Raw genomic sequence first — 26,317 nt, forward strand, 5'->3', positions numbered from 1 at the left:
CAGAAGCCAATAGCATTAAATATGGACGAACAGAACACAGAAAGCAGATTTGAATTTCTAAAGGGCGATAAAGTACTTTGGATGGTCATCCTTGTGATCTCCATCTTCTCTATTTTCCCTGTCTACTCTGCGAGTTCAAATCTTGAATACATTGTCAATAACGGGACCACAACAGGTCACGTTATCAAACATATGTTCTTTGTAGTCTTAGGTTTGGGTATTATGAGACTGGTTGGAACCGTAAAATATGAATACATCGGAAAGCTTAGCAGTATTCTGCTCGGCCTTATGATTGTCCTATTGGTGGTTACGATGTTTACAGGACAGACCATTGACGGAGCCAGTGCTTCCAGATGGCTGAAAATTCCCGGAACACCGATCTCCTTCCAGCCTTCATCATTTGCCTTTTTAATGTTAATCATCTATCTATGCAGATATCTAACCAAAAAAATTACAAGAGAAAGACTTCCGATAGAGAATATCATGTATATCTTCGGACCTATCCTGCTTGTTTTTGTGTTGGTAGCCAAAGATAACGGCTCCACGGCGTTAATGATTTTAATGGTTTCTGTGATTGTTCTTGTGATAGGACAGCTTCACTGGAAATACATTGCAGGATTTATTTCCGCATCATTTGTAGCCATCGTATTCTTCTTATTGATTGCTTTAAATACCAATCTTATTGGAGGAAACCGTGTTCATACATGGATGAGCCGTATTGAAACATTTACATCCAGCAAAGCCAAAACAGCCGATGTGGATGATGAAAGTGTAAAAGCGAAAAATTACCAGGTAATGCAGGCCAAAGCAGCCATTGTACATGGTGGAATTACCGGAATGGGACCAGGAAAAAGTGCATTGAAACAAATGCTTCCGCAATCTGCCTCCGACTTTATTTTCGCAGTTATTGTAGAGGAATATGGAGTGATAGGCGCTGCTTTTCTGATCAGCTTATACCTCATCATGATCATAAGGATTGTTATGATCGCCAGCAAGATGCCGGCATTTTTCGGATCATTGCTCGTGCTCAGTCTCGGGGTAATGATCTTTATTCAGCTTTCAGTAAATATTGCTGTAGCAGTGAATCTGATCCCGGTAACTGGGCAGCCACTGCCTTTGATCAGTTACGGAGGAACCTCAATGCTGGTAACCTATTTACAGTTAGGTATTATTTTAAATATAAGCTCAAGGATTCAGATTTATGATGAAGAAGGAATGGGCAAAAAACAAAGTATAGCAGAAATAAACGATATCGCTTAAAATGGACAAAAAATTAAAAATACTATTATCAGGCGGAGGAACGGGAGGACATATCTTTCCTGCCATCGCTATTGCTGATGAGATCCGAAAAAGATTTCCTGATGCAGAGTTTTTGTTCATTGGTGCCAACGGGAAAATGGAAATGGAAAAAGTTCCCCAGGCAGGCTATAAAATTGAAGGAATTGATATTGCCGGAATTGACAGAGGTAACTTGTTATCTAATTTAGGTCTCCCTTTCAAGATTCTGAAAAGTCTATCAAAATCTAAGAAGATTATCAAAAACTTCACGCCTGACTTTGCTGTAGGAACAGGAGGATTTGCAAGCGGACCCGCGCTTTATGAAGCAAGCAAAATGGGAATTCCGATTTTCATTCAGGAACAGAATGCCCATGCAGGGGTAACGAATAAAATCCTCAGCAAGAAAGCTAAAGCAGTCTTCACGGCTTATCCGAAAGTAGACGGCTTTCCGGCAGAGAAAATAAAGTTTCTGGGAAATCCGATTCGTGAGAACATCGTTTCAGGAATGCAGGATACCGCTCAGGCAAAAGAAAAAATGGGATTGGACAAAGATAAACTTACCATTCTTTCAGTAGGCGGTTCTTTAGGATCCAGAACATTGAATAATGCCTGGAAAGAAAACCTTGAAAATCTGAAAGAAAAAGGGTATCAATTAATCTGGCAAACAGGAAAACTGGATTATAAAGAATTGTCTTCCAACCTCCAGCTTCCATCTTCTATTCATCTGAAAGAATTTATCAAAGATATGGAACTGGCCTACTCTGCTGCTGATATCATTGTTTCCAGAGCCGGAGCTATTGCCATTTCAGAGCTGGCTGTAGCACAGAAACCGGTGCTTTTGGTACCTTTCCCTTTTGCAGCGGAAGACCATCAAACCAAAAATGCCATGAATCTGGTAGAAAAGAACGCAGCCAGAATGGTAAAAGACTCTGAGATGCAGGAAAAATTCTGGAATACATTATCAGAGATCTGCGAAAATGAAAATGTAAGAAAAGAAATGTCTGACAATCTGAAATATTTTGCCAAGCCCAATGCAGCAAAAGAGATTGTAGATGAAATATTTAATGTGATAAAATAGAAAGGCTTCGACAAGCTCAGCCTGACACCGTTAAAACTTAATTTATTAACGAGTCATTGATGTTAGTTGATTAAAGCCTTATAATACAAAATATAGTAATACAACTCTGAGCTTATTCAAGAGTGGTTAAAGATCAAAATATAAATGAACATTTTACAAACATATCAGACTTTTTACTTCGTCGGAATCGGAGGTATCGGAATGAGTGCATTAGCACGCTATTTCAACGCATCCGGAAAAAAAGTATTGGGATATGATAAAACCAATACCAAACTTACCCAGAACCTGATGAATGAGGGGATTGATATCGTTTTTGAAGATCTTATTGATGAAAGGATAACTTCCCTTCAGAAAGAAGATACATTGGTTATCTATACTCCGGCTATCAAAACGCTTGGAATATTGGATTACTTCAACCAAAATCAGTTTGAAGTTTTAAAAAGAGCCAAAGTCCTTGGATTAATTACAGAAAATACAGACTGTATCGCTATTGCCGGAACCCACGGAAAGACAACAACGTCTACCCTTGTTGCCCATTTATGCAAAGAAGCAGATCTTCCTTTCTCATGCTTTTTGGGAGGAATTTCTGAAAACTTTAAATCAAACTTCCTGTACAATGGTTCCATGTACTCAGTAGTTGAAGCTGACGAATATGACAGAAGCTTCCTGAATCTTTCTCCGGACTGGGCAGTGGTTACCTCTACAGATGCCGACCATCTGGATATTTATGGAGATAAAAGCCATATAGAAGAAGGATTCAGACAGTTTGCAGCGTTAGTCCCTCAGGACAAACAGCTTTTTATAAGAAAAGGATTGGAAATCGGCAGAGGACATCAGACTTATGCGGTCAATGAACCTGCAGATTACTATTCAGACAATCTGCGTATGGATCATGATAAGATTTATTTTGATTTCCATACCCCAACTGAAACAGTAAAAGATTTTGTCTGGGAAATTCCTGGTATCCATAATGTGGAAAATGCTACTGCAGCACTGGCTATTCTGCATAATTTAGGCGCAGATTTTGATACGCTGAAAAAAGCAATTTCCAATTTTAAGGGAATTAAAAGAAGATATACCAAACATATTTATCAGAACGGTAAAATTTATATTGATGACTATGCTCACCATCCTACAGAAATCAATGCTGTAATGAGCTCAATCAGAACGTTTTATCCTGATAAAAAACTTCTGGTAGCCTTCCAGCCACATCTTTTCAGCAGAACAAGAGATTTCGCAGACGGCTTTGCGGAAAGCTTAAGTAAGGCAGATGAACTCATTCTTCTTGATATTTATCCTGCAAGAGAACTTCAGGAAAATTTTGAAGGAATTACTTCAAACTGGCTGTTGGAAAAAGTAAAATTAGATAAAAAAGAAGTATCCTCTTTATCCGATGCTTTTGAAAAAATAAAAGAAAAAGATTTTGATATCCTCCTTACTGTAGGGGCAGGAAATATAGACACCCTGTATGATCCTATTTGTGAATGGATAAATAAATTGTAAAAAGTAATAATGTATTTACGTATTCATGAATACTTTTTACATAAATACATGAATACAAAAGATGTATGAAAAATAAATACAGAATATTAAAAATTGTTGTCACTGTAATTATCTTAGGATTTTTACTGAGCTTCTCATTGAGGAGATTCAGCCGTGAGCAGATTACGGACAATAAGATTTCTGTAAAAATGAGTGAGAGAACACCGGTGTATTTTGTGGATGAAAAAGACATCAGGGAGATTGTAAAAAAAGAAAACCCGTCAGGAAAAGTTGGAGATCTTAATATTCCTGCTTTAGAAAAAAAGATCAATTCCTTACCGGCAGTAGACAGTGCCAATGTTTATCTGAACCTGAATGGAAAACTCAATCTGGACATCAAACAGAGAGTCCCGGTTTTCAGATTGAATAAAGACGGAAAAGACTTTTATGTAGACGAAAAAGGAATTGAATTCCCGATTTCAAGAACCTATTCGCACCCTTGCATGCTGGTCACAGGAAATGTACAGCCGGACGAATATGAAAAGCTGGCGGAACTGGTAGAAAAGATTGACAAAGATGATTTCAGTAAAAAATATTTTATCGGAATCTCAAAAAATAAAGACAGCTACAGCCTGCTTACCAGTGAAGGCAACTATAGAGTAGAAATCGGAGATCTTGATAATATTGATTTTAAAGTAAAAGGTTTCAAAACCTTTGTGGAAAAATATCTGGTATATCAGGATCCGCAGAAGTACAGCATGGTTTCTGTGAAGTACCAGAATCAGATTGTCACCACTTTAAACCCGTATTTTAAAGAAAATGACAGTATCTTAAAAGCAGGAAAAATGGAACTGGCAAAAGCGCCTTCCGTAGCTGCAGCCAAAAAGACGGAGGTGAAGCCCAAAACAGCGGAAGCAAAAAAGACCAGCTCAAACACGGTAAAACCGCAAGAGAGTACAAAACCGAAAACACATACAAAAGAAACAAAAAAAGCAGAAAAAAAGCCACCCGTCAAGGTACAGCCTAAATCTAAGCCAAAAGTAAAAATAGAATAAATCCGAAAGGACATTTATACACAAATAGGAGAATATCCTTATAGAAAAAAGGGAAAAGTAGAAAAAATCAAATCGATATAAAATGGAAAATCAAGAGTATTCAGTAGGTCTGGACATCGGGACAACGAAGATAGTCGCGATTGTCGGAAGAAGGAATGCACACGGGAAAATAGAAGTTCTCGGTGTAGGAAAAGCTAAAAGTCTTGGTGTTCATAAAGGTATTGTGAATAATATTTCACAGACCATTAATTCAATCAAGGCTGCAGTATCCGAAGCACAATCCAGTGCCGGAGTTCCTATCCGCAAAGTCACGGTAGGTATTGCAGGAAAACACATCCGTTCTCTGCAGCACTCCGATTATATTATGCGTGAACATCCTGATAAATTTATTACAGACGATGACATCGAAGCATTAAAAGATCAGGTAAAAAAGCTGGTTATGCTTCCTGGAGAAGAAATTATCCACGTACTTCCTCAAGAATATAAAGTGGATTCCGAAGGGGAAATTCAGGAACCTGTCGGAATGCATGGTAAGCGTTTAGAAGCCAACTTCCACGTTGTAGTGGGCCAGATGGGAAGCATCAGAAACATTGCAAGATGCGTTCGCGAAGCCGGATTAGAAATGGAAGCCCTTACTTTAGAGCCATTGGCCTCTTCAGAAGCTGTCCTTACAAAAGAAGAAAAAGAAGCCGGTGTGGCGATTGTTGACATTGGTGGTGGTACAACCGATATTGCGATTTTCAAAGATAATATCATCCGTCATACCTGTGTGATTCCATACGGAGGCGGAATTATTACCGAAGATATCAAAGAAGGCTGCTCCATCATAGAGAAACATGCAGAACAACTGAAAGTAAAATTTGGTTCGGCTGTTCCCGAATTGGAAAAAGACAGTACTTTTGTAACAATCCCGGGACTTCACGGAAGACCGGACAAAGAAATTTCTTTAAAAACTCTGGCTCAGATCATCAATGCGAGAGTAGAAGAAGTTCTTGAAATGGTAAATACCGAGCTGAAAGCATATGGCGCTTTTGAGCAAAAGAAAAAGCTTATTGCGGGAATTGTGCTTACCGGAGGAGGTTCAAATTTAAAACACCTTCGTCAGCTGGCTAATTATACCACAGGTTTTGACAGCAGAATCGGTTTTGCGAATGAATATATCGCCAACGATAAAAATCAGTATCTGAAAGGCCCTGAATTTGCTACATCTATCGGATTGCTGATGGAAAGCTTAAAGATCAGAGACAAAAAGCAGAATATTGATGAAGTAACAGAAGTTGTCACCGAACAGCCAAAACCGGAAGTTGCTGCAGCACAGACAGAAACTGTTCAACCTGTTCAGCAGACAGCCCCGGTCATGGAGCAGCATTCTGTTGAAAATGAAAGACAGGAGAACAGAAAAGCGAAATTAACCTTCGGGCAGTCGCTTATGGAAAAAGTAAAAAAATTCTTTGAAGAAGTAGAGTAAATTATAAATGATGAGTGATAAGCGATAAACGATTTTTTCCTTATCCATTATCATTAATCAATGACCAATTATAATTGTAAAAAGTATAGTTATGGAAAATATAGGTTCACAAGGATTTTCATTTGATTTACCAAAAGGAAATTCATCCATTATAAAAGTAATCGGTGTAGGGGGCGGTGGAAACAACGCTCTGAAACACATGTACGAGAAAGGTATTCACGGTGTTGATTTCGTGATCTGTAATACAGATGCCCAGACTTTAGATAATAACCCGGTAGCCAATAAAGTTCAGTTGGGAACTTCTATCACAGAAGGTCTTGGAGCGGGTGCCGATCCTGAAGTTGGTGAGAAATCAGCTATCGAAAGTATTGAAGACATCAAAGCCGCTATGGGACAGAACACCAAAATGGTGTTCATCACTGCCGGAATGGGCGGTGGTACAGGTACCGGAGCTGCACCTGTCATTGCTAAAGTAGCAAAAGACATGGGAATTCTGACGGTAGGTATTGTTACCGTTCCTTTCAGCTTTGAAGGAAAAAGAAGACTGGAACAGGCGGAAAACGGGCTTGATAAATTAAGAAACAATGTTGATTCGCTTATTGTGATCAACAATGATAAACTGAGACAACAGTTCGGAAATCTTGGATTCAAACAGGGATTCTCAAAAGCCGATGAAGTGTTAACCAATGCTGCGAAAGGGATGGCAGAAGTTATTACGGGTTACTTTGATGTAAACATTGACTTCAGAGATGCTAAATCTGTACTTCAGAACTCCGGTACAGCATTGATGTCTACAGGAATTGCTTCAGGTGAAAATAAAGCGGAAGAAGCAGTAAGAAAGGCATTAGACTCTCCATTGCTGAATGACAATAAGATCACAGGAGCGAAAAACGTTCTTTTATTGATCAGAAGTGGTGCTGAAGAAGTTACCATGGATGAAATCGGTGTGATCATGGACCACATCCAGAAGGAGGCAGGAAACACAGCCGATATTATTTTCGGGGTAGGTGCTGATGAAGAATTGGGAGATGCAGTAAGCGTTCTTGTTATCGCAACAGGATTCTCTAACGATAATAAAAAATTTGCTGGTCCTACAGAGAAAATCAGAATCAGTCTTAATGACAGCTTTGAAGCTCCGAAAAATTCACCTTTCAAAACTAGAGAAGAAAGAGAATCTGCAACAGAAACTACGCACGATTTTGGAGGAAAGAATCTTTTCAGGCTAGATGACGAAGACCACGACATCTCTTTCAATGTGAAGTCTACTGAAAAAAAAATGATCATTGAGGAAGAACAGCCAAGAACTGAAATAAAATTCTTTGATAAAGAAGAAGATACGGTAAATACTCCTGAACAGAACTGGAGAAATGAAGAAGGCGGAGAAGAAGAATACAGCTTATTTTCCATTGATGAAGAGCATGATGATCCTAACGATCTTGAGATCCAGTCTTTCTCATTTGATTTTGAAAATAAAAAAGATGAGCCACAATCCGGAACTCCGCTTACAAGCTCTTTTTCAGAGGAAAAACCTGTTGAATTCAGCTTCTTTGTAAACGAGCCTGTCAGAAACGAGCCAAATACGGATTTCGGACAGCCAAAAGCAGAATTTAATACACCAACAAATGCTGCTGTAGCTGAACCAGCTCAAAAGATTGAAACATTCTATCAGAAACAGGAAGAACCTAAAGCTGAAACAAAACCGGCTTTTGAAAACAAAATTGAAACTCCGAAAACTGAAGAATCGGAATTCACTTTCGTGAACAAAACAATTGATCAGGAAAGAGTGATTGAAAGAAGAAATAAATTAAAAGAATTCAACTCCCGCTATCAAAGCTTTGACAGCACCAGTGAATTTGAATCTATTCCTGCTTTCAAAAGAAAAAATATTTCGATCGACGGAAACAATGCATCAGACCAGAATATCAATACATACCTGTCTGATAACAACGGTTCCATGCAGATCAGAGAAAACAGGTTTTTAAATAAAGACGTAGATTAAATGCTATTGGCAATTGGCTATTAGCAAATGGCTCTCGGGCCCTATGAAAGCTATTAGCCAACTGCCAGAAGCCAAAAGCATATAAACATGAGTTTAGAAAATACAATAAACGAAGCTATAAAAACGGCCATGAGAGCTAAAGACAAAGTGGCTTTAGATTCTCTGCGTGCTGTAAAATCTCAGATATTACTGCTTAAAACTGAGGCTGTAGGGGCTGAAGTAACAGCAGAACAGGAAATTGCCATTCTTCAGAGAATGGTAAAACAGCGTAAGGATTCTTACGACCAGTTTACAGCACAGGGAAGAAATGACCTTGCTGAAGTAGAAGATGCTCAAATGAAAGTTATTGAGCAGTTTTTACCGAAACAGCTTTCTGCTGAAGAACTGGAAACAGAAATTAAAAACATTATTTCTGAAACCGGAGCTGAATCTGTCAAAGATTTAGGGAAGGTAATGGGAGTGGCATCAAAAGCATTAGCCGGAAAATCTGACGGAAAAAGTATTTCCGAGATGGCTAAAAAGCTCCTTTCTTAACGTGATGTGCGTTTGATTCAGAATCATTCTGAAGCCCAAACAGCACGTTTCACACCATAACTATAGGATATACAACCTTTGCATATCGATTTGATTAAAGAAGCCCTGAACTGTTCGGTTCAGGGCTTCATTTCTTTGGATATTAAAGTTTGTCAGTCAGTTTGATTCTAAACTGAAAAAAGTGTTAAAATACTACCATATTTCAGACAGTGTTTAAGTGGTTGATTGCTTGAGGGAAAGCTTTTAAATGTTTTTTCACGGTCGTTTGTTTTTCAGAATCATTTCAAATTTAATAATAATATTTCATTATTCCTAATCTTAATTCACTTTTTTTTGAATATTATTACATTATTAATATTCTATTAATTTTGTATGACTAATCCATTGATAGTTTTTATATATTGAACAAACGCAAAGAATTGCTTAACTTTGTAGAGATAAAAAACAAAATATATGTATCCAACAGATTTAGTAATGCCTATGAAGGCAGAGCTTACAGATAAAGGTTTCCAGGATTTAACAACTCCTGCTCAGGTAGAAGAAGCTTTGAAGCAGTCCGGAACCACATTATTGGTAATCAACTCCGTATGTGGATGTGCAGCAGGTGCGGCAAGACCGGGAGTAGTATACTCTTTAACAGGCGATAAAAAGCCTGATCATTTAACAACCGTATTCGCAGGATATGATACTGAGGCGGTAGTAGAAGCAAGAAAACACCTTGCTCCATTCCCTCCAAGTTCTCCATGTGTGGCGCTTTTCAAAGATGGTGAATTGGTTCACATGCTGGAAAGACACCATATTGAAGGAAACCCTGCAGGTGCTATTGCAGCAAATCTTCAGGCTGCTTACGATGAGTATTGCTAACATACAACAAACTAGATATCAAACCGTTACAAATTTTGTAACGGTTTTTTTATTTAATCACGTAAAAAATTTTCTGAAAATTCAAATATCATTATATTTGTTGGAATGGCAACCAAAGCACTTTTCAATACCGTAGTCAACTGGTTTATCCGTCAAAGGATTGATCAGATACAGAATTTCATGGACCATCCCATTGAAACACAAAAAGGGATTCTCTTTTCACAGCTGTTTCATGCAGAGGACACGGAATATGGAAAATTGTACGGATTCAATTCAATATCAAGCTATCAGGATTTTAAAAATAAAGTTCCTATTGTCACTTATGAGGAAATGGAACCTTATATTGAAAAAGCAAGACAAGGACATAAGGACGTAAGCTGGCCGGGCCTCATCAAGCATTTTGCCAAATCATCCGGTACTACCAATGCCAGAAGCAAATTCATCCCTATCTCTGCTGAAAGCCTTGAGTACTGCCATATGAAAGCAGGAAAGGACATGGTTTCCATTTATGCCAACAACCATCCGGAAAACCAGCTTTTTAACTATAAAAACCTACGTTTAGGTGGCAGCTCTGAGCTGTATGCCGATTTCAACACCAAATTTGGAGATTTATCTGCTATTTTAATTGATAACCTTCCGTTCTGGGTAGAAATCACCACAACGCCCAGTAAGAAAGTTTCTCTGATGGGAGAATGGGAAAGTAAGCTGAAAGCGATTACCTCCGAAGTTAAAAATGAAGACGTAGGAAGTATCCTTGGTGTACCAAGCTGGATGATGGTTCTTCTACAAAGAGTATTGAAGGAAACCAATGTAGGAAGTATTTCCGAGCTATGGCCCAATCTGGAGGTGTTTTTTCACGGTGGAATCAGCTTTAAGCCCTACAGGGAGCAATACAGGCAGATCATCGGAAAAAACATCAATTACTACGAAATCTATAATGCTTCTGAAGGCTTCTTCGGTATCCAGGATAGATCAGACAGTGATGAAATGCTTCTGATGCTGGATTATGGTATATTTTATGAATTTATTCCGATGGACCAGTTCCATTTTTCAAATCCGAAGGTCGTAAGCCTGGAAGACGTGGAAGTAGGGAAAAATTATGCCATGGTCATTACCACCAACGGAGGGCTTTGGAGATACCTGATTGGTGATACTGTGGTATTTACCTCAACCAATCCTTTCAGAATAAAAATAACAGGAAGAACAAAGCACTACATCAATGCTTTTGGAGAGGAACTCATGATTACCAATGTAGAATCTGCTCTTTCAAAGGCCTGCGAAGTAACGGGTGCACACATCACCGATTTCACAGGAGCACCTGTCTTTATGAAAGGAAATGAAGGCGGCGCTCATGAGTGGATTTTTGAATTCAGCCAGCATCCGGACAATCTGGACAACTTTATAGATGCCTTTGACAAGCACCTGAAAGCTATCAATTCAGATTATGAGGCAAAAAGGTACAATAACATGACTTTAAAAAGACCTATTGTACATATAGCCAAAGAAAACCTTTTCTATCAGTGGCTGGAGGCCAAAGGAAAACTTGGCGGACAGAATAAGGTTCCGCGACTGAGCAATGACAGAGAATATATTGATCCGCTGCTGGAAATGAATAAATAAAGGAATGTTAATTCATTCGCGTATAATAAAAAAGCCGTCACAAATTGACGGCTTTCATTTTTTATTTGCTTAAATCTTCTTTTACTTTCTTCGCGGCTTCCTCTACTTTTGAAGCTCCTTTTTTTGCTGCTTCTTTAGCATCCTTTCCTACTTTATCAGCCTCTGCTTTAATATCCTGACCTGCTTTGTTAAGATCCTGTTTTGTCTTATCTGCAGTAGCATCAATTTTATCTTTTGCCTTTTGAGCAGCTTCGTCGATCTTATTCCCTGCTGCATCTACTTTAGTCTTTACATCTTCTTTAGCATTGTTGATCTTTGCTGTATCCACACCATTAGGGGTTTCGGTAACCGTAGTGGTTGTGGTTGTAACTGAACCGTCAGGGTTTTCCACCTGTTCTGTTTTCGTTGTTGATTTTGTACATGCTACCGTGAATACTGAAATCACTATTGCAGCGAAAATTTGTTTTTTCATATTATTTATTTGTTTAATGTTTTTTGAATTTATTCTGATCTAGTCTCCTGAGCAGCTGGTTTTTCAGTTGCTTTCTGTTTCTTTTCTGCCTCTGCCTTTTTCTTTTCCTCCTCCAGTTTTGCTTTATTTTCTTTTTCCAGCTCGGCTTTAATTTTATTTTCTTCGTCCTGAAGCTTTTTAGCCTGTTTTACTGAATCAATATACTGTGGGGAAGACATTCTTATTTTTCGTGCAATATCCACTGAAACCGCCCCTGTAGAAAAGGAGTCAACAGCAGTGGTATCATAACTTATTTTAACTTCCTGCTCAGCCCCGAATCCTGGTGATTCTTTCTTGGAACAAGCGGTAAAAAAAAGAGTAGAAATAAAAATTGCAGCCAATAAATTTTTCATGGAACTAATTTAACAGAAATTCTGCAATTACAGGATAATGATCCGATAATTTCACAGACTGGTCTACTTTATAGCTTAGCGGAATGATAGATTTCGAACTGAAAATATAATCAATTCTTAAAGGCACCTTATAATCATGGAAACTGCTGGCACTACCCTTTCCGGCTACCAGGAATGCGTCCTGAAGGTCTTTTCCAAGGTTATAATATTCATATGAATTGGGAACGGAATTAAAATCTCCCGCCAGAATAACAGGATATGGTGACAAGTCAACCATTTTTCTGATTCTTTTCACCTGATCTTCATGAGCCTGAAACGTAGGAGTCATATGAGAAAGTAATGTTGAAACATTTCCCAGACCTAATGCATCCAGTTTTGTAAACATCGATTTATTAAGTCTGAATGGCTCAAGATAAACGTTAATAATCCTAACCACTTTCCCATTAATGTCTATATCAGCATAAAATGAATTTCCCCGCGCTTTCTCATCAATTAATTCTGCCTGTCTTACAATTTTATGTTTCGTTTTAAGAATAACTGACGGATACTTAATAAGATCACGTTTTATAACACGGTTTGTATCTTTTTCCTGCACAAGAATAATATCGGCATCCTGGGCCTTGATATAGTCTTTTACTTTATCCCAGCCGTATTCGCCGTATTTCACATTAAAAGTCAATACTTTGATATCCCGTATTGTTTTTAAATTCTCTGTTTTCGGGGAAAAGTTAATCCATCGTCTGATAGGATTATAGAAAATAAGTGTACCTAAAGCAAAAGCTATCGCAATTTTTTCTTTTTTAAAGATCCAGATCAATGTAAGGATGATATGGGCAAGGATCAGATAAGGAAATCCAAGAGACAGAAGATTCAGGTTGCCCAGAATATTGGGTGGAATCCATGCATTCCCCAATGTGCATAAGAGCAAAACGGCAACAACGATATGTATAAATAGTAATATCTGATTCGACTTCATGAAAAAACGTTCTTGGTACTGTTTTCTTTCAACAAAAATCCTACCAAGCATAAAAATTTTAACTATTTTTATGATTATTTACTTTCTGAAGAAAATTTTACAATGACAGGATAATGATCTGAAATACTTACAGAACGGTCAACTTTGTAAGATATTGCCTTTAAAGATTTTGAAGAAAAAACATAGTCGATCCTGATTGGAAATTTATAATCATGAAAACTCGTTGCACTTCCCTTTCCGGCTGTTAAAAATGTATCTTCAAGTCCGTCTGATAAATGGTAATATTCATAAGAATTCGGTACAGAATTGAAATCACCTGCAAGAATAACAGGGTAAGGAGAATTTTCAATGGCTTCACGAATAAGCGCTACCTGATCCTGATGTTTTTTAAAGGTGGGGATGAGTCTTTTAATAACATCTTTTATTTTTTGTTCGTCGGTATCAGTATCTCCATTAAGTTTCACCATGTCTTTTTCAAACCGAAAAGGATTGAGATAGACATCAATGAACCTATAGGTCCTGCCTTTAATTTCAATATCAGCCAGCACACCGGGAATTCTTACGTCTTCATCTTGTGGATCAATAATCTGCTGTTTAATGATTTTATGTTTGGTCAGAATGGTTAAGCCCCCTCCGGGATTTGCTTTTTGATAACCATCAAAATGGTATTTAATACCTGCATCTTCCTGTAAAAGAAAAACATCAGCATCCTGAGATTTCAGGTATGGCCCGACCCCTTCGTTTCCTCTGCCGCCTGCCCTTGTATTGAAAGAAACAACCTTTATGTCAGCGTTTCCTTTCTGATCAGAATAATTAACCCATCTTTTTACAGGATTTATGAAAGCCAATCCGGCAAACATAAATACAAATGCTCTTTTTTTCCAGCTGAATATCCAGAATATGGTCAGAATAAAATACAAGATAATAAGTACCGGAAACCCTAAAGAAAGCAGATTAAACCACGGAAAAATCTTTGGTGGTACATAGGCATTTAACAAGGTACCCAACAATAGAAATAAAATTCCCAGGTGGATAATCAATACTATGAGTCGGAAAATCTTCACAACATTATTTTAATTGAACCGGTACAGGTGTTTTTTCCAGTTTAGAGCTAACAGCCATCCTACCAGAGCACCACCTACGTGAGCCAGATGGGCAATGCCTCCGCCGTTTCCTGAAACCCCAAGATATATTGAAATCACAACAATAACAGGTAACAGGTACTTTACTTTCATAGGAACCGGGATAAACATAATCCCAATTTTCGCATCCGGATATAATGTGGCAAATGCAGCGACTACTCCGAAAATAGCGCCGGAAGCACCTACCATTGGGGTAGCAACAATAGCTTTTAAACTTTCCAGTAATTCTTTCTGTTTAAGAACAGAGCTCGTATTTCCTGCAAATTCAACACTTGCTCCGGACAAATAAGCATTTACATTGAATCCTAGCTGCTCCAGTTCACGGGAAAGTTGTTGAACCTCAACAAAATTCCATGCATTAAAAAGAAAAAATGCACCTAAGCCACTTGCAAAATACAAAAGCAAATATTTTTTGTCACCTAAGGTTTGTTCCAGAATTGGCCCAAAACTAAAGAGTGTCATCATATTGAATAAAATATGCATAATACTTCCATGCATGAACATATGAGTAATAATCTGCCATGAATGGAAAAATGGTGAGAAAGGATAAAAGCCCGCAAGATAGCCAATCATCTGGTTTCCCATGAAGTAAGTCAAAATAAATACTACAACATTGATGATAATAATATTCCTTGTAATGGGCGGTATATTGTTAAACATAATTTTTAAAATTTGTTTTTAAAGTCATTAAACGGAACCTCATAAAAGCATCTTTTGCCATCCGGTAAAAATTCCGGGAAGCCTAATGCTGTAAAATCTTTGATAAGCTGTTCCGCATCTTTTTTATAAATAAAATCAAATCTTGACTTAGACTGCATTTTATTCCATTGATTATGGTAATACTGCATGAATTCTTCTTCCGTCTTGTAATCCAGGATCTCAAAAAGGTTTTCCAGAAACTTCATCGCCTGGGTTTCTTTTAACCCTTCCGGAAGTGAATCTATGCGAAGTACACTTTCATGAGCAATTTTCATGTCAAACCCTAATTCCGGAAGATATTTTTTAATCGCATTGTATTTTGTCTTCTCAATCTCATTCATATGATACTCCAGAGAAAAGAGAAGAGCGTGGCTGTTTGTACTTGATTTTCTGACAGATTTGTTGCTTTCAGATATCAAAAGCCTGTGCATTCTTCCAAGATCCAGCATAAGCGTCACATCTCCTTTGTTAAAAAGCCAATAGCCGTTTGGAAGCCTCATAAGATCTTCATCAAAATCTTCATCTTCAAATAAATTGATTTTTGAAGGTTCTGCTGTAATATTCTGATGATACATTTCCGTAAGGTTCTGAATTTCTTCCGGATGCACTACATTTTTTTCTTCCAGGAACGGATTATAATCTTTGTCTACAATAATTTCAGGCATTTTAATGACACTTCCGCTTCCACCGCTGTTACTTTTGCTGGGAATCGGTTTATTCATCATTTCATCCAGTTCCGGATCTCTGTCGAAATCAAGGCTTGGAGACACGTTGTAAATCCCCAGAGATCTTTTGATGGTTGAACGAAGCAAGGCAAAGATAAGATGCTCATCCTCAAACTTCACTTCTGTTTTCTGCGGATGAATATTGACATCAATTTTCTCCGGATCCAGTTCCAGGAAAAGGAAAAATGAAGGCACATATCCCGGTTGCAGAAGCCCTTCAAAAGCCTCCTGCACTGCTTTATTGAAGTACGGACTTCTGAAATACCTTCCATTCACAAAAAGGAATTGCTCGCCCCTTGCTTTCTTCGCACCTTCAGGCTTGGCAACAAAACCATGCAGTTTACACCATATAATGTCTTCTTTAATAGGGATCAGAAGCGGCTGCAGCTTTCTTCCGAAAACATCCACAATACGCTGCATCTGACTTCCTTTTCTGAGCCTGAAAACAGCTTCATCATCATGGAACAGCGAAAATTCCAGGTTCTCATGAGCTAATGCAACACGTTGAAATTCATCAATAACGTGTCTGAATTCAATATTATTATTTTTCAAAAACTTCCTTCTTGCAGGAACGTTATAGAAAAGATTTTTTACTAAAAAGTTTGATCCGTCTGCTGTCTGAACAGGATCCTGAAACTGAAAGACTCCACCTTCGATATAAATGTTTGTTCCAATGGAAGTATCTTTCTGTTTCGTTCTCAGCTCCACCTGTGAAACCGCTGCAATAGAGGCCAGCGCTTCACCCCGGAATCCTTTTGTGGCAATTCTGAAGATATCTTCCGTCCCTTTGATTTTGGAGGTTGCATGTCTTTCAAAAGCCATACGGGCATCTGTCTCGGACATTCCTTTTCCGTCATCCACTACCTGAATAAGGTTTTTCCCGGCATCTCTGATGATCAGTTCAATTTTCGTTGCATCTGCATCAATAGCATTTTCCAAAAGTTCCTTCACGATGGATGCAGGCCTCTGCACCACCTCTCCTGCTGCAATCTGGTTGGCTACATGATCCGGTAAAAGCTGAATAATATCTGACATAAAAACGTAAATCAACTTACAAAAATAGTCAATGAAAACGGGAATTAAAATACAAAAACCGTGATTTAATATTTAATTATCAACATTTTTCCCTATTTATCCCCAACTGATTTTTTTAATGTTTGTAATGAAGGGCGTTAGCAAGTTTATTGTTTGATCCGTAAATTTTTATTTCAACCCTCACGAAAAAAAGGATATAAAACAATCACATTTAAATATTGAAGTTATTTTTAAAAAAAATGCCCCTATTTTATGATAAAATAAGGGCACTTACAGCTAGTTTATACAAAAAATTAATCGCTTGTGTTTTATTTTTAATCCTCAAAGACAAGTTTTCTTTTCTTCTCTTTTTTAGGAGCTCCATGAATTTTCTCATACAGGTAAGCAAAAATATTAGGCTTTCTGTAGATCCTGTTGTATCTGTATTTTGTATTGAAGTGACGGACGTGAATTTTATAGGCATCATATCCGATGACAATCAGCAGACATATACTGATCACATAAAACACCCTGAATTCCAGATAGTAATAAGTAAGTCCTGAAAATACAGCTCCCATCACATAGGCTACCATAATACTCATCAGAAGTTTGGCTCTGCCGATCAGTTCTCCGTTTTTTCTGTATTTTTTCTGGGTAAACATAGATACCAGAATTCCTAAGTCGGTGGTTGTTCCGGTAAGGTGGGTGGTTTTCACAGAGAAATTAGAAATACTTGCTGTCAATCCGTTTTGCAGTCCCGTCGCAAAAAGCATCAATGCTACCAGATATTCCGTTTCTTCTAATGTTTTCTGATAATAAAACTGCCCGTATACTCCTACAAAAAGAAGACATATAATCTCCAGCACAATCGGCATGGCATGGGCAAAATATTTACTTTTCTTATTAAAATTGATGACAATGAAGTTGGATACAAAGCTTCCAAAGAAGAAGAGGAAAATCCATGCTCCCACTACAGCTACCTGGGTCCAGTTTCCTTTACTGATTTCTGCTGCCAGAATAGCATAGTGTCCCGTTACGTTCGATGTAAAAGAGAGAAATATCAACAGGGAAGCAATATTTATAGTACCTGCGGTGAAGGCAGTCAGCGTCCCCAACCTGATATTGTCTCCCAGTGTCCTGCTGTTACTATAATTTCTTAACATTTTTTATCTTTTTAAATTGTGTATACTTTTAAACTTCTACAAAGATCTCTGCCAGTCTGCCTTTTTCCGGAAGTCTTTCTCTTGCTTCAATGGTAATTTCATAAGACTGAAGCTCTTTGCATTTTCTGATATAAGGAATCAGATCGAATTTTCCTTTTCCTTTGCTTATGATAGATGGAGAATAATAAGCTTCTTCAATATTTTCTGCCTTTACATATTGATTAAAAGTTCTCTGGAAGCTACCAGTAAAAATGTCGCAGATGATTTTATTAATGAGATGAGGATATTTATTACTGATAATGCCTAAGGCGTCACAAAACTCTTTCGGCCTGATTTTATTGAAGACCGATGTTTTGGTGCTGAATAAAAGATCCCTGATAGAATCTCCGGAATCATATCCTGAAGTCAGAAGAATATTATATTGGTTCTGATCTTCTGCCGCATCCTTCTCTTTAAGAACCTTCTTCAATATATTTAATGACTCAAGAGAATAATCTGTTGCAATTAAAATTGTTTTAGCCATGTTCTTTATTATTTTGTATTTGTGTTTTTATCTTTTTTGATGATACAAAATTAGAACGACGGTATTAGAAGACCTTTGGAACGGAATTAAAATGTGATTAAAGAGATTAAAATGAGATTAGAAAATTGTTAAGAGGAGTTAATATAGCGAAAAATTGAAAGAGTAAAAGGTGAAAGAGCCTTTCGCAAATTTGCCGTTTGCGATTTTGCTTATTGTCCTTCTGGTTTACCCTTTGACTTCTTCGTCTTTCTGCATGGTATAGAAATTCGGAAAACGCATCTGCACCGTTGTTCCCTGATTCTCATGCGAGCTTACGATGAGTTCACCATGATGCATTCTGACAATATTTCTCGCCAGCGGAAGTCCGATGCCGTAGCCTTCATAGTTGTTTGTATTGGACGCTCTGAAGAACGGATCGTAGATTTTATTCATTTCCACTTCCGGAATTCCGATACCATTATCTTTTACGATGATATAAACGTCTGTATCAGTGGCACCCAGAGAAACTTTAACCTGCTGAAAATCAGAATATTTACAGCCATTACTGATGATATTGGCCACTGCCAGATGCAGGAGCTGTTCGTTTCCCTGAACTTTAAGTTTTTTTGGATTATCAGGAAGCATGCTGATATCCAGGAAAATATTATTTCGGGAATCAATTCTTCGCAGGGTTTCAATGACATCCCAAAGCAGCTGGTCAATTCTCACCTTATCCATTTTCTGGATCTTTCCGTCGAATCCGGTTTGGGCAATCATTAGCAAAGCTTTGATTTTCTTGTCAAGTTTTTCGGCTTCGTCCAGAATAATTCCGAGGGTTTCTTTGTATTCAGCGGCTGTTCTGCTGATCGATAGTGCAACATCTGCTTCTCCCATAATAGAAGTAAGAGGTGTTCTCAATTCGTGGGAAACATTTCCGATCAGATGATTCTGGGTTTCAAAGGAAGTTTCAATACGGTTGAGCATATCATTGAAGGTATCCACCAGTTCATTAAGCTCTTTATTATCAGGCTGTGATTCCAGTCTTAAATGAAGGTTTTCAGAACTTATTTCCTTTACTTTTCCTGTGATTTTTAAGATGGGTCTGAATAAAGTTTTAGACAGATAAAAAGAAAAGATCATACTGAAGAACAGGGAAAGTACAATACACGTAATCAGCGTTCTTTTTAAAAATCCAAGATAGTAGACAACATAATGGTTTTTTGCAGAAGCTATCGCTATATAATCCTTATCATCATACCTGAAGCTTTGGCCGATATAATAGAATTCTTTGTCATTATAGTTAGATTCACCTTCTTTAATGATATTTTTAAAGAAATAGTCCGGAATATGAACTTCCTGGGATATTTTTTTGAAATTGGAATCGGTGGGAACGGCGAAAACATAGTCTTTTTCCATCGGAAGCTCCTCATCATTCAGGTTGCTGAGAATATAGTTTTCCGGAAGATCGAGATGATCCTTGCTTTTTTCGATCTGAACAATCGTTGCCGTTCTGATTTTCAGCAGCTCATAAAATCTCTGATGCGAAAAATTAACGATAGAAAAGTACACCAAACCACTGAACAGCAAAATGATGGCTGTAAAAACCAACATTAAAAGCACCATCGTTTTGGTTTGATTTGTAATGACTTTATTAAACATTCATTATGCTTTTTTCAATACATAGCCCATTCCTATCACGGTATGAATCAGTTTATTATCTTCCTGATTATCCAGCTTTTTCCTTAAATAGTTAACGTACACATCCACCACATTGGTGCCTAGCTCATAATTTACTCCCCACACCGCATCAAGAATTTCAGCTCTGGAAATTACTTTTTCAGGGTTATTCAAAAAATACAGCAGTAATTTATATTCTGTGGAAGTGAGTGAAATCTCTTCTCCTCCGCGTGTTACTTTCTTGGTATAATCATTCACGATCAGATCCGAAAACTGAAATACATGTTCATTATCCGGCTCCGGTTCAGCGATTTCCTGTGGCCCATTGTTGTTGCTTCTTCTCAGCAAAGATTTAACACGAGCCACCAGCTCAATAAATTTGAAAGGCTTTACCAGATAATCGTCTCCGCCACTTTCCAGTCCCAGAACTATATTTTCAGAAGTCCCCAGGGCGGTCAGAAACAGAATAGGAACACTCTGATTGGTTTTTCTTATCTCTTTACACACGTCCAGACCATTCATTTCCGGAAGCATAATGTCTAAAATGACCAGATCGAAATCATTAGCCTGCACCAGCTGCACTCCTGTACGGCCGTCAAATGCTACAGAAATTTCATATCCGTTTTCCTGAAGTCCCTTTTTAATAAAGGATACCACACTGGTCTCGTCTTCGATAAGAATAATTTTTTTCATAAATGAAATAAGGAGTTTTACAAAAATAGGGAAATTTTCCTGGGGAGAAAAGGAAGCCTAATGGCAGGATCGTGAACCGGCAAATCTGCAAAACCACTTTTAACGATACCGTGTTCTGTCTTAATAATAATTTTCAATGAATTGATTCCTTTCCCCTATCTAAACTCTATAGAATAATATTACCTTTGTTCTTAATATAATGGTGAAAAAATAATCACGGTTAAATTGCACACAGTATGAATGACTTTTTAATAGGTATCGGCAAGAGATTAAAAGATATTAGAAAAAAGAATAATTTAACCATCAACGAACTGGCTTTCAAAGCGAATGTGAGCAATGGTCTTGTTTCCAGGATTGAAAATGGAAGAACGATTCCTTCACTTCCTGTTCTCTTAGATTTGATCCAGTCGCTGGAGATTGATGCCAGTTATTTTTTTGAAGGGGTTGAGAAAAAATCCAACGCCAAATTCATTTATGTTCCGAAAGAAAGTCAGCAAGTCATTGAAAAAGAAGTAGAAGCAGAAGGGTTCAGGTATATGCACATCTTCAGCAAAAGTCTTCATTCTTTAGGATTTGAAGCCGTTCTACTGACTCTTGAACCTAATTCTAAAAGGGAAAAAGTAATTACGGACGCCTGGGAATTCAAGTATATCCTTAAAGGAGAAGTAAAATACGTAATTGATAATGAAGAAGTCAGTTTAAAAGAAGGGGATTCTTTGTATTTCAACGGTAAGTTTCCTCACGTTCCGGTAAGCATCAGTAATGAGAGCTGTGTGATGCTTGTTCTTTATTTTTATACGGCTTAACTGCATTCTTTTTTAACGCAAAGTTTTACTATTTAAACTTCATACTTTTAAGGGAGCAAAGAATGGAATCAATTTCATTGATTCTTTCTAAGCGTATGCATAATACTAACGCTTTATCAGCGACAGCGTCGTAATCTTTGCACACTTATAATTTGGCGTTATAATTATTAAACTTTGCATTTACATCTTATTCCAATTTTTACATCATTCTTCAATTTTGGATTTCCGAAACACATAAAAGTTTACAAATATGCAACTTTTGTTTTTCGGTTTTCTTGTAAAATGAACGAAATATGAACTAAAATAAGCCTTTTTTCAGCTAGTTTCTACTCCTGTTATTTTTGGTAAATATAGTACTAAAAACTTTGAAACAGTCACTTTAAAGCTTGTTTTATTGAATTTTCAAAGGTTAACTTCTATTGGTTTTAAAGTAAAAAAATCGTAACAAACCGTGCTTATTTGTTAAACAATACTTAATACAAAATATTTATATATATTAAAATTATTAGCGTGATTTGCATAAAAAATTTAATATATGTAAAAATGAAAACAAAATTAGAGAAATTATTCACCCTTGTTTTTGTCTGTTTCATAGTCTTTGTTTCAGCGCAACAACAGTTAATTATAGGAACTGTTCTTGACGACAGCCAGCCTCTCCCCGGGGCCACCATCAAAATAAAAGGCTTATCAAAAAATATAACGACTGATATTGAAGGAAAATTTACCATCAACGATATTAAAGAAGGCCAATACACGTTACAAATCAGCTATATAGGATATGAATCTTCAGATATTACTATTGATCTGAAACCGGAACAGACGCTTGACTTAGGAATTATCAAACTATCCCAACCCAGAAAAAATATTGACGAAATTGTCGTTACCGGAACGTTGAAAAATACGGAAGCAAGAGCTTTAAACCTTCAGAAAAATGCCATCAACATTACCAATGTAATCGCTTCAGACGGAATCGGAAAGCTGCCGGACAGAAATGCAGCCGAAACCGTACAGCGTGTACAGGGAGTTTCTATTGAAAGAGACCAGGGAGAAGGAAGGTTTGTTTCCCTGAGAGGACTTCCGCCATTCTGGGCATCCACAACCATTAATGGAAACAGACTTCCCACCGCAGAGGAGGAAACAACTTCCAGAGCAACAGCATTTGATTTCTTTCCTACAGAACTGATCTCCTATGTACATGTAAACAAGTCTTTTACTCCGGATATAGAAGCAGACGGTATAGGCGGCGGTGTCAATTTTATCACCAAAACGCCGCCGATGAAAACAGAGTTCAAAGCCACTGTAGGAAGCGGCTATAATGCAAAGTCTGATAAAGGAGTTTACAACCTTGGATTTTTATATGGAGGAAGAACAAAGGATAAAAAATTCGGGTATCTATTCAACTTTGCGCATTTTATCAGAAACTGGTCTACAGATAATTTTGAAGCAAGAAGAAGTGGTGACGAAGGGGTTTTCAGGCTGGAACTTCGTGATTATAACGGTGTTAGAAAAACAACAGGAATCAATACTGCTTTTGAATACGTACTATCTCCAAAAACAACTTTCTATTTAAAAGGAATGTATGGTACCTTATCGGATGACGAGACCCATTACAAACATAGAATCCGGTTTGATAAGTTCAGCAGTGCGAACAATACCGCAAGAGTGGAGCTTCAGAATATCCACAATTTACTGATAACAGAACTTACTTCTGTTTCTTTGGGAGCAGTTCATAACTTAAATAAAGGAAAAATCGACTGGGATCTCTCTTATTATGACAACAAATTTAAGTACGGCAATATCCCTGATAAACAGAACAATTCTTACTATGTCATCAAGTACACTCAATCTGGAGTAGGCATCAATCCTGATTATATTTCAAATCATGGAAATGGTCCGAGAGCTTATTGGAAAGCTGACGGTGGAAAATTAGATTATAAAAATCCGGATGCTTTATTTGGTTTCTATAGTGATCCGAACTTTAAAATGGATGCTTCTCAGATGAGATTTACAGATCTTGAATTTTATAAAGTCTTTGTAGAGGAAAAGGATAAAATCGTAGCGGCTTTCAACCATGAAATCAATGTTTCTGAGAAACTGACTTTAAAATATGGTTTTAAATACCGTGATAAGGAACGTAATGCAAAATTCTCCGATATTTTCTACAACTGGAGCAGCGGAACAGCACCTCTTCTGTCGGATTATTCTCAATATATCACAACACAGCCCAACGGCCCGAAATATTTAAGCGAAATGAATGCCCACATCGGCAATACTTTCGGTCCGGTACTTTCAACCAATGGAATGAATCAGTTTTGGTTTCAGAATCAGGGAAACCTGAAGATCAACAGTGCTGATTCTGAAGCATTGGAATACAATAAAGCATTAGGAAGAAACTTTGATGTGTTTGAGAAACATGCGGATGCTTATGGAATGGCAACCTATAAACTGAATGATAAAATCATCATTTTAGGAGGAATCAGATTATCAAATACGAATACCAAAGTAAGAGGATACAGCGTGAATGATAACGTCCTCACACCGGTAGAAAATACCAAAAACTATCTGGCTGTTCTTCCGATGATTCATTTAAAATATACGTTGAACGATAAAACCAATCTTCGCTTTGCTGCGACAAGAACTTTTTCAAGACCTAATTTTGGCGACCTGACTCCGGGAGGAACTTATATTGAAGCAGACAATGAGTTCAAAGGCGGAAACCCAAATCTTAATCCTACGTATTCTTTGAATTTTGACCTGATGGGAGAATATTACTTTTCCAATGTCGGGATTCTGAGTGGTGGTGTCTTCTATAAATCAATTACTGATCCTATTTTCCAGGACTCTTTTATCGGAAATTATAACGGAATCAACGGCGTACAATTCACAGCTCCTAATAATGGAAAAGCAGCATGGCTAGGAGGAATTGAGTTGGGAATTAATAAAAGATTTGACTTCCTTCCAGGGTTTCTACAATATTTCGGAGTACAATTGAATGCTACCTTCATGACCTCTGAAATGGAAAAGCCAGGCGGAAGAAAAGTAGCTCTTCCCTATCAGGCCAAAGAATTGTACAATGCACAGCTTTTCTTTGAGAAAAAAGGATTCAATGCAAGACTGGCTTACAACTACAAAGGAAAATATGCGGTAGAATATGCTGAGGAGGATATTAACGATTCTTATTATGGTAAATACAGCAATCTGGATTTCGGAGGTTCTTATCAGTTTACCAAATACCTGACTTTGTATGCGGATGTGAACAATATTCTTAACAAACCACTGATTTATCACTTCGGAAAAAGCGAAGACCGTCCTGAACAGGTGGAATATTATGGAGTACGATTCAATCTTGGAATAAAACTGAATTTCTAAACCATTATCATGGCCAGAACCATCAATAAAAAAACATTAGTAACACTGAAGGCCGCATTTGCTGCTTTCGGTGTTTACTTCTGCATGTACGGTTTCAGGAAACCTTTTACCGTAGCTTCTTTCGAAGGACTTTCTTATTTCGGGATAGATTATAAGATTCTGATTATCATTGCGCAGGCAGTAGGATATTTTATCTCAAAATTCATTGGAATCAAATTTATTTCGGAACTGAAACCTCAGAAAAGAATCACTTATCTCTTTACTTTCATTGCTATTGCTGAGCTTGCTTTGTTAGGGTTTGCTGTGGTTCCTGCTCCTTACAATATTCTGTTTATGTTGATCAACGGGATTCCGCTGGGAATGATCTGGGGAATTGTTTTCTCTTATATTGAAGGACGAAAAACCACCGAAATCATCGGATTATTTTTATGTTCAAGCTTTGTGGTTTCTTCAGGTTTTACAAAATCTGTAGGAAAATTTCTGATGGATACTTTTTCCATTTCAGAATTCTGGATGCCTTTTTCAGCCGGACTTATTTTCATTATTCCTCTGATTCTTTTCGGATTATTGCTTGAAAGAATTCCCCAACCTTCAGAGGAAGATATTTTGCTTAAAAACAAGAGACAACCTTTGAATGGATCAGAAAGAAAAGCTTTGATCCAGCAGTTTTTTGTTCCGATTGTATGTATCATTTTTTTATATATCAGTTTAACGGTTTTAAGGGATTTCAGAGATAATTTTAACCGTGAGATCTGGGACGGACTGAATTTTACTTTTGACAGTTCGATTTTCACTTTAACGGAAATTCCTATCGCCGTAATGGTTTTGGTGATCTTAAGCTTTATGGTAAAAGTAAAAAACAATAAAAAGGCATTTGCTTATTATCATTATATCCTTTTTGCAGGCATTCTTACGGTAGGACTTTCTACGTATCTGTTTCAGCAAGGTTCTCTGTCGCCTTTTTTATGGATGACGGTTTCAGGCTTCGGAATGTACATTTGCTATATTCCTTTCAACGGAATTTATTTTGACCGGATGATTGCCGCTTTTGAAATTAAGGGAAATGTAGGTTTTCTGATCTATATTGTAGATTCTTTTGGTTACCTGGGAAGTGTTCTTATTCTTTTGTATAAAAATTTCGGTTCAGCTCGGACTTCCTGGCTAAATTTCTATATCCAATTAAATTATATTATCACCATAGCGGTTTTCGTTCTTTCCGTGATTGCTTTTCTGGCCTTCAGAAAAAAGTCAAAACCCAAATCTAAATCTAATCAATTCATCAATTTCGATACGTCGAAAATTTTATAAA

The 26,317-nt window shown here is 37.4% G+C and carries 22 protein-coding genes; 12 read left to right on the forward strand and 10 right to left on the reverse strand.

Translation table 11 applies throughout. The features are described 5' to 3' along the window. The first annotated feature begins 21 nt into the window (after positions 1–21). The 9 genes from EL165_RS15500 to EL165_RS15540 all read left to right on the forward strand — a co-directional run bounded on the left by EL165_RS15500 (position 22) and on the right by EL165_RS15540 (position 11,378). Positions 22–1,260, forward strand: coding sequence for an FtsW/RodA/SpoVE family cell cycle protein (locus EL165_RS15500; RefSeq protein ID WP_041461991.1), 1,239 nt, complete (start codon positions 22–24; stop codon positions 1,258–1,260). A 1-nt stretch (position 1,261) separates the two neighbouring features. Further along, positions 1,262–2,356, forward strand: coding sequence for an undecaprenyldiphospho-muramoylpentapeptide beta-N-acetylglucosaminyltransferase (gene murG, locus EL165_RS15505; protein WP_002981896.1), 1,095 nt, complete (start codon positions 1,262–1,264; stop codon positions 2,354–2,356). 144 nt (positions 2,357–2,500) lie between these two features. Then, entirely contained in the window at positions 2,501–3,859 is a 1,359-nt protein-coding gene (gene murC, locus EL165_RS15510; protein ID WP_002981897.1) for a UDP-N-acetylmuramate--L-alanine ligase, read from the forward strand. 65 nt (positions 3,860–3,924) lie between these two features. Beyond that, a complete protein-coding gene (locus tag EL165_RS15515; RefSeq protein WP_002981898.1) occupies positions 3,925–4,893 on the forward strand; it encodes a cell division protein FtsQ/DivIB in 969 nt (322 codons plus the stop codon). Between the two features lie 82 nt (positions 4,894–4,975). Further along, complete coding sequence (gene ftsA / locus EL165_RS15520; protein ID WP_002981899.1) at positions 4,976–6,361, forward strand: cell division protein FtsA; 1,386 nt, start codon at positions 4,976–4,978, stop codon at positions 6,359–6,361. A 91-nt stretch (positions 6,362–6,452) separates the two neighbouring features. After that, positions 6,453–8,360 carry a cell division protein FtsZ gene (gene ftsZ, locus EL165_RS15525; RefSeq protein WP_002981900.1) on the forward strand — a complete coding sequence of 636 codons (1,908 nt, stop codon included), beginning with the start codon at positions 6,453–6,455 and terminating at the stop codon, positions 8,358–8,360. An 87-nt stretch (positions 8,361–8,447) separates the two neighbouring features. Next, the gene (locus tag EL165_RS15530) at positions 8,448–8,894 is read left to right on the forward strand and encodes a GatB/YqeY domain-containing protein (RefSeq protein WP_002981902.1); all 447 of its coding nucleotides are present in this window, start codon (positions 8,448–8,450) and stop codon (positions 8,892–8,894) included. 453 nt (positions 8,895–9,347) lie between these two features. After that, positions 9,348–9,758, forward strand: a complete 411-nt coding sequence (locus EL165_RS15535) for a BrxA/BrxB family bacilliredoxin (RefSeq protein ID WP_002981903.1) — start codon at positions 9,348–9,350, stop codon at positions 9,756–9,758. Positions 9,759–9,863: 105 nt separating this feature from the next. Beyond that, positions 9,864–11,378 (forward strand): GH3 auxin-responsive promoter family protein, encoded by a 1,515-nt coding sequence (locus EL165_RS15540; protein WP_002981904.1) that lies wholly within the window; start codon positions 9,864–9,866, stop codon positions 11,376–11,378. A gap of 61 nt (positions 11,379–11,439) precedes the next feature. Here EL165_RS15540 and EL165_RS15545 read toward each other — a convergent pair whose 3' ends face one another. The 10 genes from EL165_RS15545 to EL165_RS15590 all read right to left on the reverse strand — a co-directional run bounded on the left by EL165_RS15545 (position 11,440) and on the right by EL165_RS15590 (position 20,833). Continuing rightward, a complete protein-coding gene (locus EL165_RS15545; protein ID WP_002981905.1) occupies positions 11,440–11,850 on the reverse strand; it encodes a hypothetical protein in 411 nt (136 codons plus the stop codon). A 29-nt stretch (positions 11,851–11,879) separates the two neighbouring features. After that, a complete protein-coding gene (locus tag EL165_RS15550; RefSeq protein WP_002981906.1) occupies positions 11,880–12,242 on the reverse strand; it encodes a hypothetical protein in 363 nt (120 codons plus the stop codon). A 4-nt stretch (positions 12,243–12,246) separates the two neighbouring features. Further along, positions 12,247–13,218 (reverse strand): endonuclease/exonuclease/phosphatase family protein, encoded by a 972-nt coding sequence (locus tag EL165_RS15555; RefSeq protein WP_041461949.1) that lies wholly within the window; start codon positions 13,216–13,218, stop codon positions 12,247–12,249. Between the two features lie 74 nt (positions 13,219–13,292). Continuing rightward, positions 13,293–14,282 (reverse strand): endonuclease/exonuclease/phosphatase family protein, encoded by a 990-nt coding sequence (locus EL165_RS15560; RefSeq protein ID WP_041461950.1) that lies wholly within the window; start codon positions 14,280–14,282, stop codon positions 13,293–13,295. A 9-nt stretch (positions 14,283–14,291) separates the two neighbouring features. Continuing rightward, entirely contained in the window at positions 14,292–15,020 is a 729-nt protein-coding gene (locus EL165_RS15565; RefSeq protein WP_002981910.1) for a rhomboid family intramembrane serine protease, read from the reverse strand. Positions 15,021–15,025: 5 nt separating this feature from the next. After that, complete coding sequence (gene mutL / locus EL165_RS15570; protein ID WP_002981911.1) at positions 15,026–16,819, reverse strand: DNA mismatch repair endonuclease MutL; 1,794 nt, start codon at positions 16,817–16,819, stop codon at positions 15,026–15,028. A gap of 314 nt (positions 16,820–17,133) precedes the next feature. Further along, positions 17,134–17,961, reverse strand: a complete 828-nt coding sequence (locus tag EL165_RS15575) for a YoaK family protein (protein WP_002981914.1) — start codon at positions 17,959–17,961, stop codon at positions 17,134–17,136. Positions 17,962–17,989: 28 nt separating this feature from the next. Beyond that, complete coding sequence (locus EL165_RS15580; RefSeq protein ID WP_002981915.1) at positions 17,990–18,484, reverse strand: hypothetical protein; 495 nt, start codon at positions 18,482–18,484, stop codon at positions 17,990–17,992. A 225-nt stretch (positions 18,485–18,709) separates the two neighbouring features. Then, positions 18,710–20,122, reverse strand: coding sequence for a sensor histidine kinase (locus EL165_RS15585; RefSeq protein WP_002981917.1), 1,413 nt, complete (start codon positions 20,120–20,122; stop codon positions 18,710–18,712). A gap of 3 nt (positions 20,123–20,125) precedes the next feature. Further along, positions 20,126–20,833 carry a response regulator transcription factor gene (locus EL165_RS15590; RefSeq protein ID WP_002981919.1) on the reverse strand — a complete coding sequence of 236 codons (708 nt, stop codon included), beginning with the start codon at positions 20,831–20,833 and terminating at the stop codon, positions 20,126–20,128. Positions 20,834–21,069: 236 nt separating this feature from the next. On the opposite strand from EL165_RS15590, the gene EL165_RS15595 reads away from it, so the two are divergent. The 3 genes from EL165_RS15595 (at position 21,070) to EL165_RS15605 (ending at position 26,316) form a co-directional block, all read left to right on the forward strand. Then, positions 21,070–21,639 carry a helix-turn-helix domain-containing protein gene (locus EL165_RS15595; RefSeq protein ID WP_002981921.1) on the forward strand — a complete coding sequence of 190 codons (570 nt, stop codon included), beginning with the start codon at positions 21,070–21,072 and terminating at the stop codon, positions 21,637–21,639. A 543-nt stretch (positions 21,640–22,182) separates the two neighbouring features. Beyond that, complete coding sequence (locus tag EL165_RS15600) at positions 22,183–25,008, forward strand: TonB-dependent receptor (protein ID WP_002981923.1); 2,826 nt, start codon at positions 22,183–22,185, stop codon at positions 25,006–25,008. Positions 25,009–25,017: 9 nt separating this feature from the next. After that, entirely contained in the window at positions 25,018–26,316 is a 1,299-nt protein-coding gene (locus EL165_RS15605) for a DUF5690 family protein (RefSeq protein WP_002981925.1), read from the forward strand. Position 26,317: the final 1 nt, after the last annotated feature.

The sequence above is a fragment of the Chryseobacterium gleum genome (genome assembly GCF_900636535.1).
Taxonomy (GTDB): Bacteria; Bacteroidota; Bacteroidia; order Flavobacteriales; family Weeksellaceae; genus Chryseobacterium; species Chryseobacterium gleum.